18 protein-coding genes and 1 tRNA gene are annotated in these 18,732 nt (G+C 52.8%); 3 read left to right on the forward strand and 16 right to left on the reverse strand.

Annotated features, from left to right (window positions below; genetic code table 11):
• Positions 1-14: 14 nt before the first annotated feature.
• Genes nqrM through REIFOR_RS08645 form a run of 8 tightly spaced genes read right to left on the reverse strand, consistent with a single transcriptional unit; the run spans position 15 to position 7,141 of the window.
• Positions 15-245 (reverse strand): (Na+)-NQR maturation NqrM, encoded by a 231-nt coding sequence (gene nqrM, locus REIFOR_RS08610; protein ID WP_100258734.1) that lies wholly within the window; start codon positions 243-245, stop codon positions 15-17.
• A gap of 12 nt (positions 246-257) precedes the next feature.
• On the reverse strand, positions 258-1,295 hold the full coding sequence (locus REIFOR_RS08615) for an FAD:protein FMN transferase (protein ID WP_100257170.1): 1,038 nt from the start codon (positions 1,293-1,295) through the stop codon (positions 258-260).
• Between the two features lie 20 nt (positions 1,296-1,315).
• Positions 1,316-2,542: an NADH:ubiquinone reductase (Na(+)-transporting) subunit F gene (nqrF, locus tag REIFOR_RS08620; protein ID WP_100257171.1), complete on the reverse strand. Its 1,227-nt coding sequence runs from the start codon at positions 2,540-2,542 to the stop codon at positions 1,316-1,318.
• A gap of 20 nt (positions 2,543-2,562) precedes the next feature.
• A complete protein-coding gene (gene nqrE, locus REIFOR_RS08625) occupies positions 2,563-3,171 on the reverse strand; it encodes an NADH:ubiquinone reductase (Na(+)-transporting) subunit E (RefSeq protein ID WP_100257172.1) in 609 nt (202 codons plus the stop codon).
• Positions 3,172-3,831, reverse strand: a complete 660-nt coding sequence (locus REIFOR_RS08630) for an NADH:ubiquinone reductase (Na(+)-transporting) subunit D (protein WP_100257173.1) — start codon at positions 3,829-3,831, stop codon at positions 3,172-3,174.
• A 1-nt stretch (position 3,832) separates the two neighbouring features.
• Positions 3,833-4,606 carry a Na(+)-translocating NADH-quinone reductase subunit C gene (locus REIFOR_RS08635; RefSeq protein WP_100257174.1) on the reverse strand — a complete coding sequence of 258 codons (774 nt, stop codon included), beginning with the start codon at positions 4,604-4,606 and terminating at the stop codon, positions 3,833-3,835.
• Positions 4,599-5,801, reverse strand: coding sequence for an NADH:ubiquinone reductase (Na(+)-transporting) subunit B (locus REIFOR_RS08640; RefSeq protein WP_100257175.1), 1,203 nt, complete (start codon positions 5,799-5,801; stop codon positions 4,599-4,601). Before REIFOR_RS08640 ends, REIFOR_RS08635 begins: the two co-directional genes overlap by 8 nt.
• Positions 5,802-5,803: 2 nt before the next feature.
• The gene (locus REIFOR_RS08645) at positions 5,804-7,141 is read right to left on the reverse strand and encodes a Na(+)-translocating NADH-quinone reductase subunit A (RefSeq protein WP_100257176.1); all 1,338 of its coding nucleotides are present in this window, start codon (positions 7,139-7,141) and stop codon (positions 5,804-5,806) included.
• A 348-nt stretch (positions 7,142-7,489) separates the two neighbouring features.
• On the opposite strand from REIFOR_RS08645, the gene mfd reads away from it, so the two are divergent.
• Both mfd and REIFOR_RS08655 read left to right on the forward strand, forming a co-directional pair.
• The gene (mfd, locus tag REIFOR_RS08650; RefSeq protein ID WP_100257177.1) at positions 7,490-10,939 is read left to right on the forward strand and encodes a transcription-repair coupling factor; all 3,450 of its coding nucleotides are present in this window, start codon (positions 7,490-7,492) and stop codon (positions 10,937-10,939) included.
• Between the two features lie 17 nt (positions 10,940-10,956).
• Entirely contained in the window at positions 10,957-11,784 is an 828-nt protein-coding gene (locus REIFOR_RS08655) for a CsiV family protein (protein WP_158524336.1), read from the forward strand.
• 71 nt (positions 11,785-11,855) lie between these two features.
• Here the strand turns inward: REIFOR_RS08655 and REIFOR_RS08660 are convergent, their stop codons facing one another.
• Together REIFOR_RS08660 and REIFOR_RS08665 are read right to left on the reverse strand one after the other, a co-directional pair.
• The gene (locus tag REIFOR_RS08660) at positions 11,856-12,608 is read right to left on the reverse strand and encodes an S-methyl-5'-thioinosine phosphorylase (protein WP_100257179.1); all 753 of its coding nucleotides are present in this window, start codon (positions 12,606-12,608) and stop codon (positions 11,856-11,858) included.
• 50 nt (positions 12,609-12,658) lie between these two features.
• Positions 12,659-12,734, reverse strand: a tRNA-Arg gene (locus tag REIFOR_RS08665).
• A gap of 119 nt (positions 12,735-12,853) precedes the next feature.
• Here REIFOR_RS08665 and REIFOR_RS08670 point away from each other — a divergent pair.
• Positions 12,854-13,396 carry a YecA/YgfB family protein gene (locus REIFOR_RS08670; protein ID WP_100257180.1) on the forward strand — a complete coding sequence of 181 codons (543 nt, stop codon included), beginning with the start codon at positions 12,854-12,856 and terminating at the stop codon, positions 13,394-13,396.
• 4 nt (positions 13,397-13,400) lie between these two features.
• On the opposite strand, the gene REIFOR_RS08675 is transcribed toward REIFOR_RS08670, so the two are convergent.
• From REIFOR_RS08675 to REIFOR_RS08700, 6 genes are all read right to left on the reverse strand, one after another.
• A complete protein-coding gene (locus REIFOR_RS08675; protein WP_100257181.1) occupies positions 13,401-13,700 on the reverse strand; it encodes a BolA family protein in 300 nt (99 codons plus the stop codon).
• Positions 13,701-13,818: 118 nt separating this feature from the next.
• Entirely contained in the window at positions 13,819-14,331 is a 513-nt protein-coding gene (locus REIFOR_RS08680; RefSeq protein WP_227003644.1) for a 3'-5' exonuclease family protein, read from the reverse strand.
• A 263-nt stretch (positions 14,332-14,594) separates the two neighbouring features.
• The gene (locus REIFOR_RS08685) at positions 14,595-16,310 is read right to left on the reverse strand and encodes a protein-disulfide reductase DsbD family protein (protein ID WP_100257182.1); all 1,716 of its coding nucleotides are present in this window, start codon (positions 16,308-16,310) and stop codon (positions 14,595-14,597) included.
• The gene (locus REIFOR_RS08690) at positions 16,310-17,230 is read right to left on the reverse strand and encodes an FAD:protein FMN transferase (protein ID WP_100257183.1); all 921 of its coding nucleotides are present in this window, start codon (positions 17,228-17,230) and stop codon (positions 16,310-16,312) included. The genes REIFOR_RS08685 and REIFOR_RS08690 overlap by 1 nt, the downstream gene beginning before the upstream one ends.
• Positions 17,230-18,489 (reverse strand): DUF3570 domain-containing protein, encoded by a 1,260-nt coding sequence (locus REIFOR_RS08695; RefSeq protein WP_100257184.1) that lies wholly within the window; start codon positions 18,487-18,489, stop codon positions 17,230-17,232. The genes REIFOR_RS08690 and REIFOR_RS08695 overlap by 1 nt, the downstream gene beginning before the upstream one ends.
• 13 nt (positions 18,490-18,502) lie before the next feature.
• A complete protein-coding gene (locus REIFOR_RS08700) occupies positions 18,503-18,715 on the reverse strand; it encodes a DUF4266 domain-containing protein (protein WP_100257185.1) in 213 nt (70 codons plus the stop codon).
• Between the last annotated feature and the right edge of the window lie 17 nt (positions 18,716-18,732).

Raw genomic sequence — 18,732 nt, forward strand, 5'->3', positions numbered from 1 at the left:
AACTCCAGGTAACGTTATTTGCTCGCGTCATAAGATAAGGGTGTGGAAGATTTCTTACCGGTCACCTTGTTCTCTTCATCACATATGCTTTCATCGCCACCACAGACATCACATTCCGATAGCATGCCGATGGCTGCCATACCGCCGCAGGAACCGGCAATAGGCTTACGGCCAAAGATCACGCCAACGGCCATAAGGCCTACAACCGTGAGCATAAAGGCGAAAACTACTAAAATCGTATCCAACATATTACTCTCCTAAATATTCGTTGCTAACAAACCAAATTGCGCGGTAAATTGACTCGACTGCCAGGATCGGAAGGTTGAACCCTCCTTGTAGATCAACAAGACAGCCAAATTTTTCGCCTCAGCCAGTTTCAGCGCCGGCTCCTTACCCATAGCCATAAAGGCCGTGGCATAGGCATCGGCATCGATACAAAGGGGCGTGACAACGGTCACTGACGCTAGATCGTGCACCACCGGGTAACCCGTTTTGGGATCAATGGTGTGGCTGTAACGCTGTCCATTCACTTCAAAAAAATTACGATAATCACCGCTGGTTGCCACCGCCCCAGTACTGATTTCGAGAATTCGAAACACCGAACGACTCGCTGAATCGGGATTCTCGATCGCAATGCGCCAGGCAACCCGATCCGGTTTGGTGCCGGAAAAACGCATCTCACCACCAACCTCGACCAGGTAATTGGCAAAGCCTTTTTGACCCAAATAGTCGGCCACCAGATCGACCGCGTAGCCCTTGGCAATGGCTGACAAATCCAGCGCGCGCGGGGCCAGTTTGGTCAAGGTTTCGGCCTCCTCGTTGACCACCAACTGTGCGTAACCGACTTGCGTCTGCAGCTGCTCTAGCTCAGCGAGGTCGGGCAGATCCGATTGACCGACTATGGGCCCAAAACCCCACAGATCGACCAGTGGCGCCACGGTTGGATCGAAGTAACCGTCGGTGGCCTCGGCTATTTGCAATGCTCGCTCAACCACATGAATGGTTTTTGCGTCGACCGCTACCGGGCTGTTTACCGGCGCAGCTGCGAAGATTGATAGGTCAGATCGTGGCAAATAGGTCGACATGCGATTGTTGATGTCGGCCAGGACTCCCTCGACGCCCAGCTGCAAACCGCGCGCTTCGGACAGAGTACTCACTAATTTAACGGAATAACTGGTCCCCATGGCATAGCCAAACAGAGTTTGGACTTCTAAGGGCTCAGAAACAGAACAGCCCGTAAGGCTGTATACACTTAGGCAGACAGACAATACGGGCTTTAAGAGGTGCTTTAACATCCAACGCTCGCTAACAGGGTTTAACCACCAAAGTCATCCAAGAGGATATTTTCACGCTCAACACCCAGATCTTCCAACATTTTGATCACCGCCGCATTCATCATTGGAGGGCCACACATGTAAAATTCACAATCTTCAGGTGCTTCGTGATTTTTGAGATAATTTTCAAACAAAACGTTGTGAATAAAACCGGTGTAACCGTCCCAATTGTCTTCTGGCATCGGATCAGACAGCGCCAGATGCCAATCAAAATTCTCATTTTCAGCGGCAAGCATGTCATATTCATCTTGGTAGAAAGCCTCACGCATTGAGCGTGCGCCATACCAGAAGCTTATCTTCCGCTTACTGCCAATGCGTTTGAGTTGGTCAAAGATATGTGAGCGCATCGGCGCCATACCAGCTCCGCCGCCGATAAAGACCATTTCGGCTTCACTTTCCTTAGCAAAAAACTCACCGAAGGGACCGTATACGTCAATCTTGTCACCTGCCTTGAGGCTAAAGGTATAGGAAGACATCTGTCCGGCCGGAAGGCTGGTGCCCGGTGGTGGCGTCGCAATACGAATATTAAATTTCACGATGCCGACTTCATCGGGATAGTTGGCCATCGAATAGGCCCGAATCACCGGTTCAGTCACCTTAGAGCTATTCTGCCAGATGTTAAACTTATCCCAGTCCGCGCGGTATTCTTCATCGACTTCAAAGTCTTTATAGAATACTTCATGGGGTGGGCATTCGAGCTGAACATAACCGCCGGCGCGGAAATCAACACTTTCACCTTCCGGTAATTTGAGGGTCAATTCCTTGATAAAGGTGGCGACGTTCGGGTTGGACATTACAGTACATTCCCATTTCTTCACGCCAAACACTTCCGGGTCGACCTGAATGGTCATGTTTTCTTTAACGGCGACCTGGCAGGACAGACGCCAGCCTTCGCGCAACTCACCCTTGGTGAAATGCGGGACTTCCGTTGGCAAGGCACTGCCGCCGCCGGAGGTCACCATGCATTTACATTGTGCACAGGTTCCGCCACCGCCACAGGCCGACGATAAGAACACACCGTTGGCCGACAGGGTCTGCAGCAGTTTACCGCCCGCGGCGACGGTTAATTTCCGATCCGCCGCATCGTTGATATCGATGGTCACATCGCCACTGTTAACAAGTTTGGCACGTGCCGCTAAAATAACGGCCACCAACAAAAAAACAATCGCGGTGAATAGAACGACGCCTAATAGTATTTCTGTAGTCATCTCTTACTTCCCCTCAGCTTTTACAGTGATACACCAGAAAAAGACATAAAGCCTAAAGACATTAAGCCGACGGTAACAAAGGTAATGCCCAGTCCGCGCAGTCCATCAGGAACGTCACTGTACTTTAATTTTTCACGAATACCGGCCAATGCAATGATCGCCAATGCCCAACCAGCACCCGAGCCTATACCGTAGACGACGCTTTCACTGAAGTTGTAACCGCGTTCGACCATAAACAGGGACCCGCCCATGATGGCACAGTTAACGGTAATCAACGGCAGGAAGACGCCTAGAGCGTTGTAAAGGGCTGGAAAAAATCGATCTAACACCATCTCCAAAATCTGGACTATCGCAGCGATCACGCCGATATAGCTCAGATAGCCCAAGAAACTTAGGTTGGCTTCAGGAAAGCCGGCCCAAGCTAAAGCACCTTCACGCAGCACATAGGTAAACAGAAGATTGTTGACCGGTACCGTGATGGTTTGCACCACGATTACGGCAATGCCCAGACCAATGGCCGCAGACATTTTTTTCGACAGAGCCAAGAAGGTACACATGCCTAGGAAAAAAGCGAGGGCCATGTTTTCAACAAAGACCGCGCGGATAAATAAACTGATTAAGCCTTCCATTTACACGGCCTCCTTATGGCTCTGCTTGGCTAAGCGATAATCCACCGCTTCAACCTGATCTTTGCGTTGAGTACGGATGAGCCAGATAAAACCACCAATCAGGAAGAACGCGCTGGGCGGCAGTAACAACAGTCCGTTGGGAATATACCAGCCGTCGTCTTTGACCAGCGGCAGAATGTTGTAACCCAACAATTTACCCGCGCCGAACAACTCACGAATAGCGGCTAAAAATATCAGCACCACACTGTAGCCCAGTCCATTGCCGATACCGTCTAAAAAGCTGGGAATCGGTGGGTTGGCCATCGCGAAGGCTTCAGCACGCCCCATCACGATGCAGTTGGTGATAATCAGACCGACAAACACCGATAGCTGCTTGGAAATATCATAGGCGTAGGCTTTCAATACCTGATCCACCACGATCACCAGCGACGCAATAATGGTCATCTGAACGATGATTCGAATGCTGCTCGGGATGTAGTTTCGAATCGAGGCGATAAAGAAGTTTGAAAATGCCGTAACCAAAGTTAGTGCAATACACATCACCAGGGTTACTTTCAAACTAGTGGTCACCGCAAGTGCAGAACAGATGCCTAAAATTTGCAGGGCAATTGGATTGTTGTCGAATATAGGGGACAACAGGACCTTACGAGTATCGGACATCTTACGCCCCTCCTGTTTTGAGCTGATCAAGGAATGGTTTAAAGCCATTATCACCGAGCCAGAACTGCACTAGGTTGTCGACGCCACGAGTCGTCAAGGTAGCGCCCGATAGGCCGTCAACCTGGTAAGGACTAGCGGCATCCGCTTGCCCGCCCTTGGTCACTTCAATGGCCATATTGCCCGTTTCATTGAGGATCTTCTTGCCAGGCCACTGAGCCTTCCATTTCGGATTATCCACTTCACCGCCTAGACCCGGCGTTTCAGCATGGGAGTAGAAGCCCAAACCGGCGACGGTATTAAAGTCGCTTTCAAGCGCAATAAAGCCCCAGAGGGTAGACCACAGGCCGTAGCCTCGAATGGGCAGCACGACTGTTTCAATGTCACCGTTTGTACCGCGCACCAGATAGACTTCGGCATACTTTTCACGCCGCTTGATGTCGGCGATATCAGTCACCTTGTCCAGCGCGTCAGTTAACGCAGGATCGGATACAGCCTTGACTGAGTCAAAGGTGTCGACATCGAAGTCAGTAGAAAACTGGCCTTCACTGATGTCCACCAGACGGGTCTCGATGGAGGCAAACAGCTCTTTAACCGTCTTGCCGTCTTCCATAAGACCGGCGGCCGCGAGAATGTTGCGCTTCAGATCGAGCTCTTTATTCTCAACTTGCAGCGGCCGCAAGACCACCGCTGATGTTGCTACCACGATCGCACACACCATGCAGACGGCAAAGGCGACGGTGAATACATATTGGATGGAGTCTTTATTTTTAGCCACGAGCGAGTCTCCGCTTCACGTTTCGTTGAGTCACGAAATAATCGATGGTTGGCGCAAAAATATTGGCAAACAAAATAGCCAACATAATGCCCTCAGGATAGGCAGGATTGACAACACGAATCATAATTGCCATCAGGCCGACCAAGACACCAAACCAAATTCTGCCTTCGTTAGTCATCGATGATGAAATCGGATCGGTCGCCATAAAGATAGTACCGAAAGCTACACCGCCGATTACAAAATGCCAATACCAAGGCAAGTTAAACATCGGGTTAGTGTCTGAGCCAATCAGATTAAAGAACAGGGAGGTGCCGATAATGCCGACCAAAACGCCAAACACGATGCGCCACTGCACAATGCCCATAACCATCAGAACGGTACCGCCGAGCAAGATCATCAGCGTTGAAACTTCGCCTACCGAACCCTGTTGAATGCCCAGGAACGCTTGCATCCAAGTGAGACCGCCTAACGCGTTATCGATCAGGCCATTGGCGGCGGCAATGCTCAGTGCGGTAGCACCGGAAAAACCGTCGACCGCGGTCCAGACTGCGTCACCGGACATAGAGGCCGGATAGGCAAAGTAGAGAAATGCACGACCGGTCAGAGCTGGGTTGAGAAAGTTCTTACCCGTGCCGCCAAATACTTCTTTGCCGACGACGATGCCAAAACTGATACCCAGCGCAACGGCCCAAAGGGGTATGGTCGGTGGGCAGATCAGGGCAAAAAGAATCGAGGTAACAAAGAAACCCTCGTTCACCTCGTGGCCACGGATCGAAGCAAAGAGAATTTCCCAAAAGATACCCACAGCAAAGGTGGTTATGTAGATCGGTAAGAAGTAGACCGCGCCGTACCAGAAATTATCCCAGAGGCTGGCCGGATCGTTGCCCGATAGCAACAGAATTAAACCCTGATGCCAGTCTTGCGGCATTACTCCCGCACCACTGGCTAGAGCCGTATTGGCCTGATAACCCAGGTTCCACATGCCCCAGAACATGGCCGGAAAAACAAACAACCAAACCATGATCATGATTCGTTTAAGATCCATGCCATCGCGCACATGCGAAGTGGTATTGGTCATGGAATTGACCTTGTACAGTGCCGTATCGATGGCCTCGTACAATGGATATAGGGGAGCTAATTTGCCGCCCTTGTGAAACTGAGGCTCGATTCTATCTAAATAAGCTCGAAGTCCCATGATTAACCCTCCAGCTCTATTTTAGTCAAGGTATCCCGAAGGATTGGACCGTATTCGTATTTGCCTGCGCATACATACGTACACAGAGCCAGATCGTCTTCATCCAATTCTAAAACGCCCAATTGCTCGGCCGACTCCAGGTCGCCGCAAACTAAGGCGCGCAACAATTGAGTCGGTAAAATGTCCAACGGCATGATTTTCTCATACTGACCAATCGGCAACATACTGCGCTCGGAACCGTTGGTCGACGTGGTGAAATCGAAGAGTTTGTTTTTGAACAAACTCGACACATAGGTATTCTTGACCGAATACATATGGGTACCAAGCCGCAAGAAATGGACCATCGGACGAGAATAGTCATTTTCCAAGACACTCAGCTGAGTGTGGTAACGACCGAGGAACTCGGTGACCGACAAGCCGGCGTGACCGCCGAAGACAGAACCGGAAATCAGGCGGTTTTCGCCGGGCTTGAGTTCGTCTTGAGCTAATTCCGCCAGGGAAGCGCCGAGCAGGGTCCGAATCAGGCGAGGTTCTTTTACCTGGGGACCGGCGATGGCAATCACTCGACTGGTATCGAGTTGTCCGGTTGAGAACAGTTTGGCGATAGCGATCACATCTTGATAACCAATGGTCCAAACCGTTCTTTTGACCGACACCGGTGCCAGAAAATGGATATGAGTGCCGGGATTTCCGGCTGGGTGAACGCCGCTAAACTCTTCAACGGTGACACCCTCAGCGCTAGGTATCTTGGCACCGGCGGCCTTACAGAGCCAAACCTTGCCCGCTGTTAGCTTCGTCAGCAGCGTCAAACCAAGCGCGAACGCTTCGCTCTGCTCCGCGATGACCACGACCGGATCAACGGCTAAGGGATTGGTATCCATCGCCTGCACAAAGATCGCCGACGGTTGCGCGTCTATTGCCGGGGCCTTGGAATAAGGACGGGTACGAAAGGCGGTCCACAGACCGGATTCAACCAATTGACCCACCAGATCAGCGACCGGCAAAGCCACCAGCTCAGCAGCGCTGTATTGTTTGAAGCTAACCTGCTCGTCACCCTGAACATCGATCACGATTGACTGGAACACCCGACGGGCACCCCGGTTTATTTTCGCAACGACGCCCGAAGCGGGTGCGGTAAAAAGCACCCCGGGATTTTTCTTATCAGAAAAAACGGCTTGGCCTTTCTTAACCGAATCGCCTTCACGGACCAACATCGTTGGCTTCATGCCATGATAGTCATAGCCGACTAGGGCCACGGAACGCACTGAACGACCTTCCGAGATTTCCTGGCGCGGTGCGCCGGAGATCGGTAGGTTGAGTCCTTTTTTGATGGTTATCATATTATTTTATCCGCTGACTTGCTCAGATCACCCATAAACAGTGCTATGTAGCCCTGCTCGGGAACTGTTGCTGTCAAATTTGTTTCAGGCGATCTGCTCTTGCATCGTTGCAAAGCGCAGCACAGCCCCCCAAAATTCGACGACTAGTATAGTGATCCAGCCTTTAGAAGGCTACAGGTGAAATGCCTAGATACTCGTCATTTATGGCACAGTTACTCTTATTTTGATCGTTTATCAGTGCGATGCCTTCAAGAATGTGGGCAAATTCAGTAGAAAACTCGCACCTCAGGAAGAATTTGGCTAGGATTCGCCTTCGATTCGTTCTGATGACCCTAAAAGCCTCCTAAAATGACTTACTTAACATTTCAGTTACCGACCAAAACTGGCGATATTCGCGAAATTGCTAATCTCAGTGGCAGCGCCATTGCTTTCGCACTCGGGGAGATCATGGAACAACACCAACAGACGCTGTTGTGTATTGTCGACTCCCCATCCGAGCTCGAGGCCCTGATTACGGATCTGGAGGCCTATCATCAGGAGCGCGACTGGGACATCTTGACCTTTCCCGACTGGGAAACCCTGCCCTTTGACAACTTCTCGCCCCATGAAGACATTATCTCGGAGCGCTTGCGGGTCTTAAACCTACTGGCCAGTCGACCCAAAGCTATCGTTTTGTCGACCGCAGCTAATACCGTGCACCGCCTGGCGCCCTACTCGGCGATTCAAGGCGGCAGTTTTGCTTGGCGTGTCGGCCAGTCGCTCAATTTGGACCAACAGCGTCGTCAGCTCGAAAAGTCCGGGTATCGTGCCTCTGATACCGTTTTTGAGCACGGCGAGTTCACTGTGCGGGGCTCCTTGCTGGACGTTTTCCCGATGGGTTCCAAATTGCCGGTCCGAATCGAATTGTTTGATGATGAAATAGAGTCGATTCGCTGGTTTGACCCAGACACCCAGCGCAGCGCCGAAAAGGTCGATGAGATCCAGTTATTGCCGGGCCGTGAGGTGCCGATGAGCGAGGCCGGGATCAATATGTTTCGGCAGAATTTTCGCGCCCGATTCGATACCGACTTCAGCAAGAATGCCATCTACCGAGATGTCAGCAATGGCATCCCAAGTCCCGGCATCGAATATTACCTGCCATTATTTTACGAAGAAACCTCAACCCTGTTCGATTACCTGCCCGAGGGCACGCTGATCGCCAGCTCCGCAACCCTGACCGCGACCTTTGAACGGTATTGGCTCGACATCGAAAGCCGCTATGAAAACCGTCGGCACGATGTTCGCAACCCCATCCTGACACCAAACGAACTGTTTTTACCGAAAGAACAGTTGTTTGCCCATCTGGGGCACTTTCCACGCCTAATCTTGGCTCGCCATGCCTCAGCAGACCAGCAAGGCCGCTACAATCAAGCCATTTTGGCACCGGAAAACTATCCGATCGACCATCGCGCGCAAGAGCCCCTGAGTAAACTCGAGTGTTTCTTGCAAGAAACCGAACATCGTGTGCTGTTTTGTGCCGAATCGGCCGGCCGGCGCGAGGCCTTGCGCGAGTTGCTCGGCCGCATTCGGGTGCGACCTACCGATTGCGATTCCATTAGTGCCTTTCTCGGCGATAGCGCCATCCAAATCGGTGTTAGCATTGCGCCGATATCCAGTGGCCTGACTCTGATTGACCCCAAGATCACCCTGATCAGCGAAGCACAGCTGTTTGGCGAGTATGTCTCGCAGCGGCGGCGACGCAAGAAGACGCTAACAGATAACAATGAACAGATCATCAAGAGCCTAACCGAGCTACATCCGGGTACCCCAGTGGTGCATTTGGATCACGGTATCGGCCGCTATCGAGGACTTGAAACGCTGGAAATGGACGGCCAAGTTCAGGAGTTCCTGACCCTGGAATATGCCCAAGCCGCCAAGCTCTATGTGCCAGTCGCCAGCTTGCATCTGATCAGCCGTTATTCCGGTGCCGATGCCGATTTTGCACCGCTGCACCGGCTCGGTAATGACCATTGGGTCAAGACAAAGCGCAAGGCGGCCGAGAAGATCCGTGACACCGCCGTTGAGCTGCTCGAAATATACGCCCGCCGGGCGGCCCAAAGCGGTTTTGGCTTCACTCTCGATGATATCGAGTATCAACAGTTTTCCGCCGGTTTTGGCTTTGAAGAAACCGACGATCAGGCCTCGGTCATCGAAATGGTCCTGCAAGATATGAAACAGGCTCGACCCATGGACCGGTTGGTGTGTGGCGATGTCGGCTTCGGTAAAACCGAAGTAGCCATGCGCGCGGCCTTTGTCGCCGCCAACAATGGTAAACAGGTCGCCATCCTGGTACCGACCACCCTACTGGCGCAACAGCATTTTGAAAGTTTCCAGGATCGCTTTGCCGACTGGCCTTTCCGCATAGAGGTTCTAAGCCGATTCAACAGCGCTAAGCAAACCAAATTGGTTATCGACGGCCTGGCCGACGGTAAGGTCGATATCGTCATCGGCACTCACAAGCTGCTGCAAAAATCGATCAAACTGAAGCAACTGGGCCTATTGATTATCGATGAAGAGCATCGCTTCGGAGTCACCCAAAAGGAAACCATTAAGGCGCTGCGTGCAAATGTCGATATATTGGCCCTAACAGCCACGCCGATACCGCGGTCAATGAATATGTCGATGTCCGGAGTGCGCGATCTGAGTATTATCGCCACGCCACCGGCGCGCCGGCTGTCGGTAAAAACCTTCGTGCGCGAAAAGGACGATGCCCTGGTTAAAGAAGCAATTTTGCGCGAGATCTTGCGCGGCGGGCAAGTCTATATGCTGCACAATGAGGTCAGCACCATCAATAAGATGGCGCAGTACCTACAAGAACTGGTGCCCGAGGCGCGCATCGTGGCCGCACACGGCCAGATGCCGGAACGGCAGCTGGAACGCATCATGAGCGACTTCTATCATAAACGGTTCAATGTCCTGCTCTGCACGACTATTATCGAAACGGGCATCGACGTACCCAGTGCCAATACCATCATCATCGAACGCGCCGACAAGTTTGGCTTGGCCCAACTGCATCAGTTGCGCGGCCGGGTCGGCCGGTCGCATCATCAGGCCTATGCTTATTTGCTAACGCCACCTTGGAAAGCCCTAAAGCGCGACGCCCAAAAACGGCTCGAAGCGATTGCTGAATCGCAACATCTCGGTGCTGGCTTTACGCTCGCCACCCACGATCTGGAAATCCGCGGCGCCGGGGAATTGCTCGGCGAAGAACAGAGTGGCCACATCGAGGGCATCGGTTTCTCGCTCTATCTGGAGCTGCTCAACAAGGCGGTTACCGCGCTTAAAAAAGGCGAGCATCTGTCTCTGGACGACATCGACAAACAGGGGCCGGAGGTCAACTTACGCATCCCGGCACTCATCCCAGAGGCTTATATCTTCGATATCAATTCTCGACTGTCGATGTATAAACGCATCGCCAGCGTTAAAAACACCGCCGACATGCGCGAGCTACAGGTCGAAATGATCGATCGCTTTGGCTTGTTGCCCGACCAAGTTAAAAACCTCTGCCAACAGACGGTGCTGCGCATTTCATTGGAAACCTTGGGCATTGATCGGGTGGATATGAATAACCGCTTCGGCACGATCGACTTTGGTCGCAAAACCGTCGTCGACCCGATTAAGATCGTGCAATTGGTCCAGGCCGAACCCCATCGTTATGGCCTGGCCAAGGGTACCCAATTGAAATTTACAATCGAAACCGAGACAGCCGATCAGCGATTTGCCACTATAGAGCAGATTCTGGCTAAAATTACCCAATGAGTGTTACGAGACGTTTGATGAAGCTTCCCCTTAGTATTGCCCTGTTCTTACTGTTTACGCTCCCCTTTAGTTATGCTGAAGACAGCACCGCAAGCGCTGAGCCGGAGCGTTGGTTTCAAGTGGAGGTCTTGATCTTCAAGAATCCGCCAATCGATACCGACAATCCTGAATTGTGGCCCGTTTTTGCAGATATTCAGCAGCCATCCGCCTTTATTGAACTGGAAGTCTTGTCCGACGTGCCCACCGACAGCGTCGACGAGATCGATCTGATCGAGGACACCCCCGCCGACGCGATTATTGACCTGAACGAGCCGGTTGCGGTTGAGCGCTTGGCTTCGTTTATGGCCCTGACGGAGGCCGAACAGCAATTGCTTGGCGCGCGTAACAAAATTGCGCGCGATTCGCGCTATGAGATTCTCTTTCATCAAGCTTGGAATCAACCGGTACCCGGTCGCGACCAGGTCATTCCGATCCGTATTGATGGCGGTGAACGCTTTGGCCGTCAATTTGAGTTACAAGGCTATATCACCCTCTATGTTGAGCGCTACCTGCACCTGAGTACCGATCTACACCTGATCGATTACATAGAAAGCACCGATCCGTTCAATCTGGTCGAAAGCAGCGACGGCAGCGGACCAGTGATCAATAGCCTGGCCGGAATACCCCTGGTCAGTGCGGACCTACTGCCCAATGGCCAGGCCGGTAATGAGTCCGGTCAATTTTTCATCTCCGTACGAGATGTTCAACTGAGCGAGAACCGCCGCATGCGCAGCAAGGAAATCCATTATTTAGACAACCCCGAGTTTGGCCTATTGATCCTGATCACCCCGATTAAAATCCAGTAAGGCCGCGCCCTAGCCCCTAGGTTCGGACCAAAAAAAAGCAGCCAAGGCTGCTTTTTTTTATTCTTGCTTGGCTAGCTTTGATAGAAATCGACCACTAACTGACTGAGTATAAGCCGCACCCGCTGCATACCGGCGGACAGATGATCGTCAATATCCTTGAGCGTGATGGCGCTGGCACCCTTGCCCGCCGCGGAATTGACGACTAGGCCCAGGCTCGCAAAGTTGAGCTTGAGTTCGCGCGCTAAGCAGGCTTCGGGCATGCCGGTCATACCCACTATATCGCAGCCATCGCGCTCCATACGGAAGATTTCCGCGGCCGTTTCAAGCCGAGGGCCTTGCGACACCCCATAGACGCCGCCATTAATCACCTTTTGGTCGACCTTGGCTGCCGATCGGACTAACTCGGCACGCAATGTCTCGGTGTAGGGGAAGCTGAAGTCGATATGGGATAGCGGGGCAAATTCGCCATCAAAGATGGTCGATTCACGCCCAAAGCTATAGTCGATGATCTGCGCCGGGGAAATCAAAGTACCCGGTTTCATGTTTTTCGAGATCCCACCAACCGCATTGACGGCAATGACATCGGTCGCGTAAAGCTTCTGCAAGGCCCATAGGTTAGCCCGATAATTCACTTGGTGCGGTGGAATTTTGTGCGGGTGGCCGTGGCGCGCGATAAACAGCACCCGCAAGCCATTGAGCTCGCCTTCCAATACCGGCGCTGAGGGTGCACCGAAGGGCGTCTGAATGTCATGCGCCGCAGAAATGGTCAGGCCGGGCAGTTCTGTTAAACCTGTGCCGCCGATGATCGCCAATGTACCGGACATATAACCTCTCAAAGTTGGCCGCTAAGACACGACCCAACAGTCTATAGAAATGGTGTCCCCTAGAGGATTCGAACCTCTGACCTGCTCCTTAGGAGGGAGCCGCGCTATCCGCTGTGCCAAGGAGACAAAAAATAGAGCGCGATTGTAACGAGCGCCGCGATCGATTAACAGTCTGTTTGCAGAATGAATTTCGGCAACGGTCCAATTTAACGATATACTGTGTTTTTTTCCAGTTTGAAAAACCTATGACTCCTTTAGATATAGATCAGATAGCCGATTGGCTGGATTCTGAGCAGCGCTCAGAAGATTGTTTCGATTTCCACGGCCTGCATGGCTTTTTAACCGCCCTCTTCCTGTGCAGTGAACCGCTTTCAGATGAGTGGTTGCAATCGGCCATCGATCAGCCACTGACTGATTTGCCGGAGAGCGAGGCACAGGCCTTTGCCCAGGGCTGCAGTGATCTCTACAAGCAGATCGGTGATGAGCTCTATTCGGACTCTAACCTCTCGGTCACCTTTGAACCAACCCTGGACTATGAAGAGTCCGATATGGAGGCCTGGTGTCAGGGCTTTATGGAAGTGGTCTTTGAGCGACCCGAAGCTTGGCAACATGAGGAAGAGGAGCAGTTAGCGATGTTGCTACTACCCATTGAGACCGCTTCAGGCTTCTTTGTGGATGAACCGGACTTCCAAAAACTCTACAGCCAGCCTGAGTTATTGACCCAGATGTTCAACGACATCCCTGAGCTGTTAACCGATATCTATCTGCTCTTCCACGCCCCGTCTTAGGGCTTTAGCGTCCGCCACCCAGACAATCGGGTGATGCCGGCGCTTGTCCGGCCCACTCGGTGGCCGTATAGAGATGCAGGGCCAGGGCATGCACTGGCCCTGCCAATTCAGCACTGAGCGCCTGGTAGACCTGTTGATGGCGCGCAACCCGGCGGATTGATGCGAATTGCTCGCTGACCAGCACCACCTTGAAATGGGTTTCGCTGTTGGCTGGTACCGAGTGTTTGTGACTCTCATTTTCCACGGTGACAAAGGTCGGTGCGAAGGCGGCTAGTTTTTGTTCGATTTGGTTTTGAATAGACATGCTTGCGACCCTTCAAGGTAGTATCTGGCAACCGCTGTGGCGATTGCCTATTCGATTGAGACTAGTGGATAACACTCAGCCCTCAACAGATGCGGCTATCTACGTCCCGGCTGAGCCTTCAGGCCTTACGCAGTTGCTCATCTATGGCAGTTTTTTTGTAGGTCAACTGCAGTAAACGCGCATCTATACCCGCCCGATGATGCACCCATTCGTTGCTCTGGCGCAGTTGCGCTTTGGTTTCATCCCATTGCGCCAACTGATCGTCGGACATTATTTTGGGCAGGGTGTCCAAGCGAAAGAGCATGGTTTTTCGGGCGACATAGAACAACAGACTCAACCAGCCCGAATCAAATCCCCAGCCGTCGCTATAGAGGGTTTGGCCTTCAAAGAGCGCGTTCAATTCGTTCGCGATAGTGGTCGGTGCCACCCCATCTGAGAGCAATTCTTCCCTGGAAATCAGATGCAGGCTGGCCGCCTCTTCACGCCAATGGGTCCAGTCCGGTTGCGGTAACACCAGCCAGGAATGAACCTCGCCTGTCTCCGCGGCAACACCAATTTCAATGGGGTAGCTGCCCTTGCCAAAACCCGATGCTTCAATATCCAGGATGGCCGGTGTGTAAAGTCGATCCAAAATAAAAACCCTAATATGAAAAAAGTTGGACCGGTATTACGGTCAAACAGTACGGCACTATAGTTAAAAAACCTGCCACCCTACCGGTCAGGGGTACAGTGTAACTGAAGATTGGGGCAAAACCGACCCACCTCTGCTGTTGGCAGAGCGGTTGCTCAAATCTACCTCAATAAGGTTACTCGATTAGGCCGAAACGGTGTGTTCAAGACTACGGAGGTGGGCTATGAGCGGGCCGGCGGGCCCGCGATGGACGGCAATTAAGGCTATTTAAGCGCTGCCGATGAAAACAGTTCCTCGACCAGACCATAGGTCAACAACTGCGGTAAGATCTGCGCTACCGGATCACCCTGCGAGTAAAAGGCATAGAGCGGCACGCCATCTCGATTAAAACCGGCAATCAGTGCATCAACCGCTGGCGATGGATTGGTCCAATCGGCTCGAATCAAGACTATATCGTTATCACGGACCAAGCGTTCAAAGCGCTTACCCGACAGTGCTACGCGTTCATTGGCTTTGCAGGTAATGCACCAGGCCGCGGTCACATCGACAAACACACTCTTACCCTCGGCCAAGGATTGACTGACCAGAGCGGCGGAATAGTCTTGCCAGATATCGACGCTACGGCGCTGATCCAGGATCATCGAGAGCGCGGTCACCAGTAACAACAGGCGGGTCAAACGCTTGAACCAGATCTTGCCCCGCGCTTGGCCCGGCAACACGGTCAGAGCAGGCCAAATCGCCAAACTGAACAAAATCAAGCCCAGGCCCACCTTCAATAGGGCGTTCGAGCCTTGCAATTCAACCAACACCCAGAGCAGCCAGAGCGCGGTGGCATAGAGCGGGAATGCCATCAACTGGCGAAATTGATCCATCCAGGCACCGGGTTTGGGCATCCTCTTCACTAAGGCGGGCACATAGCTGATCGCTAGAATTGGCAACGCCAAACCCAGGCCCATGGCCGCAAAGATCAATAGGCTGACATAGGCCGGCTGCAGCAAAGCAAAGCCAATAGCCGAGCCCATAAAGGGTGCCGTACAGGGGGTGGCGACCACGGTGGCCAATACCCCGGTAAAAAAGGAGCCGGTCAAGCCTGATTTTTCGGTTAGCCCCTGCCCCACGCCCATTAGATTCTGGCCAACTTCAATATAACCGGTCATGGTCAAGGCCATGCCAAAGAACAACAACACTAAGAAGGCGACGAAAAACGGCGATTGCAACTGAAAACCCCAGCCGACCCATTCACCAAAATACCGAATCAACAGCAACAGACCCGCAACCGCGATAAAACTGATCACCACCCCGGCGGTGTAAGCCAGACCATGGTTGCGCGTGTGCGCAGAGTCTTGTCCAAATTGCGCCATATGCATGGCCTTTAAGGACAGGACCGGAAACACACAGGGCATTAGATTGAGAATAAGACCGCCGATTAACGCAAAGATTAGCGCGCTGAGCACTGTCAGGCCAGACATGGGCACGCTGCTCGAGGTATTGGCTGTAATGACCGGGCTCGATAGCTCGACCGCATCACCGGAGCCGACATCCAAGTCTAAGGACGGCACGGAGCGTGCGACCCTTATCGGTTCGCCGCTGAGCGAAAAGAGCCGCTTCTGCGGTGGATAACACAGACCGGCATCGGCGCAGCCCTGATAGACCAACAGAATATGCCCTTGATCCGATAAGATTTGATGGCGAACGTCTAAGCTATGATAGAAAACCGTCATGTCTTCATCAAAGTTGGGATCGTATTTAACCTTGGCATTATCACTGAATAGGCCGTCGGACAGCGCAGCGCCATCCTGAGGAATTAGGTTATAGCGATCCTGATAGAGATAATAGCCATCGGCAATATCAACATGCACGACCAGCTCTGTGCCATCCCCGACCACCGACACACTAAACGCGTCATCGACGGCTAAAAAATCTCCTGCCCAAACGCTGTTCATAACAAAAAACAGCAACACCAGTCCAAGTCTTTTCATTAACCGTTCACCTTAATAGAACCAAAGACATTCAGCGTCTGATCGACCGCCAAATAGGGTATGTTTATCTCATCAAGCCATGCCTGCACGGTTTGCTCGGCCAGGGTAGGACCGGCCAACATCGCAATGGTTGCAACGCTGCCCGCCATTAAGCAACTGTCGGCTAACACCGTGATAGCTGCCAAGCCATCAACCGGCGGAAAACCGGTATCAGGCCGCAACAAATGGCTATAACGTCGCCCCGCAACCGTGATAAAGCGCTCATAGTCGCCGCTGCCGGCCAAGCCGCCGATCGCCAAATCGAGCGTGGCCAGGGCGGTCTGGGTGTGGCGCGGATGGCGCATGGCAACCTGCCAAGGTCGGTCGCCGGGCTGCAGAGCACTGGTACCGATATCGCCCGCTAAATTCACCAGGCCAGAGACGCCCTGTTGTTTGAGTATTACCACCAACCGATCGACGGCAAACTCTTTTACCACGCCGCCGAAATCAAGTTCCATGCCCGGCAACAGGCGCAAATGGTGGCCGGTCCACGCCAGCTTAGGCCAGCCAATCGATGGCATTAAGCGGCCTAAGGCCACCGGGTCGGGCAACTCAGACCGACTATAATCCCACACTCGCCGCAAAATGCCGACAGTCGGGTCAAAAAGTTTACAACTCAGTTCAAAGCAGTGATCGATATAGTTTAATAACCCACAGGTTTCGGCGTCCAACGCCCGATTGTTCCATTCACCGCGGTTGATTTGGGACAGCAGGCTGTGCGATTGAAAACGGCTGTACTTGGCTTCCAAGCGACCAAGTTCGGATTCCAGCTGGGAAAACAGGGCTTGATTGGCCACCGGCTCTCCCGGATCGAGCCATAGGTTCAATTCGCATGGCCCGCCCATAGCCTTAAAGCGCCGTTTGAGTAGTACCGGCGTCATTAAAAGCGGTAATCCAGTCCCGTGGTGAAGCGCCAAAAGGTGGGTAAGCCGGGGATTTCGCTCGAGTTAAAGCCAAATTCCGGATTGGCGACATAGCGTTCCAGGGCACCGACCCAACTAAACTGGCGAAAATCGACGCGCAGGCGAGTTTTTAAGGCGATGGCTCCGTATTGCGCCAAACGGGGATCGCTGGAGTAATACCGGCTGGTATCGGTGTTATAGACTTGGCCGCCGATACTGTCGTTGAGATCTGGCACCTCATAAAAGTAACCACTGCTTTGCAGGTAATAGCGTATGCCTGGGCTCAATTGAAATTTAATATCGTTCGCCGTAAAGAGGCGCCAGTTAGGCGCCCAGTTCTGATAATAATCGACGTCAACGGTATGGGAGGCAACGTCCCAGGTATCGACAAAGAGTCGGTAATCGGCGTGCAGCGCACCATTGAGACTGGGCAGGAATTTGCGCAGGCCCAGGCCCAGGATGCCGATCGCACGGGTCGAAGGGCGAATATCACAGGGTACGTTTTCGGCGTGCGGACAGTCTCTGTAGGGGTCGGATAGGTAGCCGTTCTTATAGGTAAAGGCCAGGTTGGCCTGTACAACGGTGTTCATATCGATAATCTGGCCCACACCCTCGAATACCGACACCTGCCACTTGCTTTGGCCACTGGCGCCAAAGCGCGCTGGTTCATTGGCCGCTTGAGCGGTGGAACCGGCCTCATAGGCGGAGGTCGGCTCAATCAGATCATAACCGCCGCTGACCCCACCGCTGACCGTGGTCATCTGATCGTTCAAGGCAATACTGCCATCAACTGAGCCACTCACGGCCAGATAATCCCGCTCCACCGACACATAGGCGCCAACGCCCAGATCCGAGGTCGAACCATAGACTCGGCCACTCACGTTTAGGTCGTAGCGCTGCTCCTGGGAGGCGCCGGAAAAATGCGTGTAGACCGTGTCTTCTCCGGCCGGGACATAGGTGTATACCGGCGATGCACCGGCCATGGTCTCGTAGCTGCCTTCGACGGTCAGTGCAAGTTTATCGGTCAGCGGCGTGAGCAGATGGAACTGATGTACCTGAATTTTGTAACGATCCTGGGCGCCACCGGAATCATCGCGAGCCGCGGGGCTATCATCTTCGCTGTAATATGAATAACGATAGGAGGCTTCCGTGGCCGCCGGCCCGGCCGCATGGGCTGCCGCAATCATGCCGGGAATGGCGAAGGCACTCTGGGCCAATAACTTTAACTTCTGGTTCATGGGCAATCCTGCGTTAATTACATCCACAGCCGCCGCCCGCGGCAGAACCGCCGCCGGACGAGGCTTCTTTGGCAAAATAGATATGGCCGTCTAGGGTGCTCTCAAGCACATCGGGCGACCACCGCATTTCAGGTTTTGCCAGGGTGCCCCGTTGCCAAGGACTGACGGTGCTGCAACCGCTCAAGATCAGCAAACTCAACACTAAAACTGCGCTTTTCATAATCATAGGGTTCACTTCTAATC

It is taken from the genome of Reinekea forsetii (assembly GCF_002795845.1).
Classification (GTDB): Bacteria; Pseudomonadota; Gammaproteobacteria; order Pseudomonadales; family Natronospirillaceae; genus Reinekea; species Reinekea forsetii.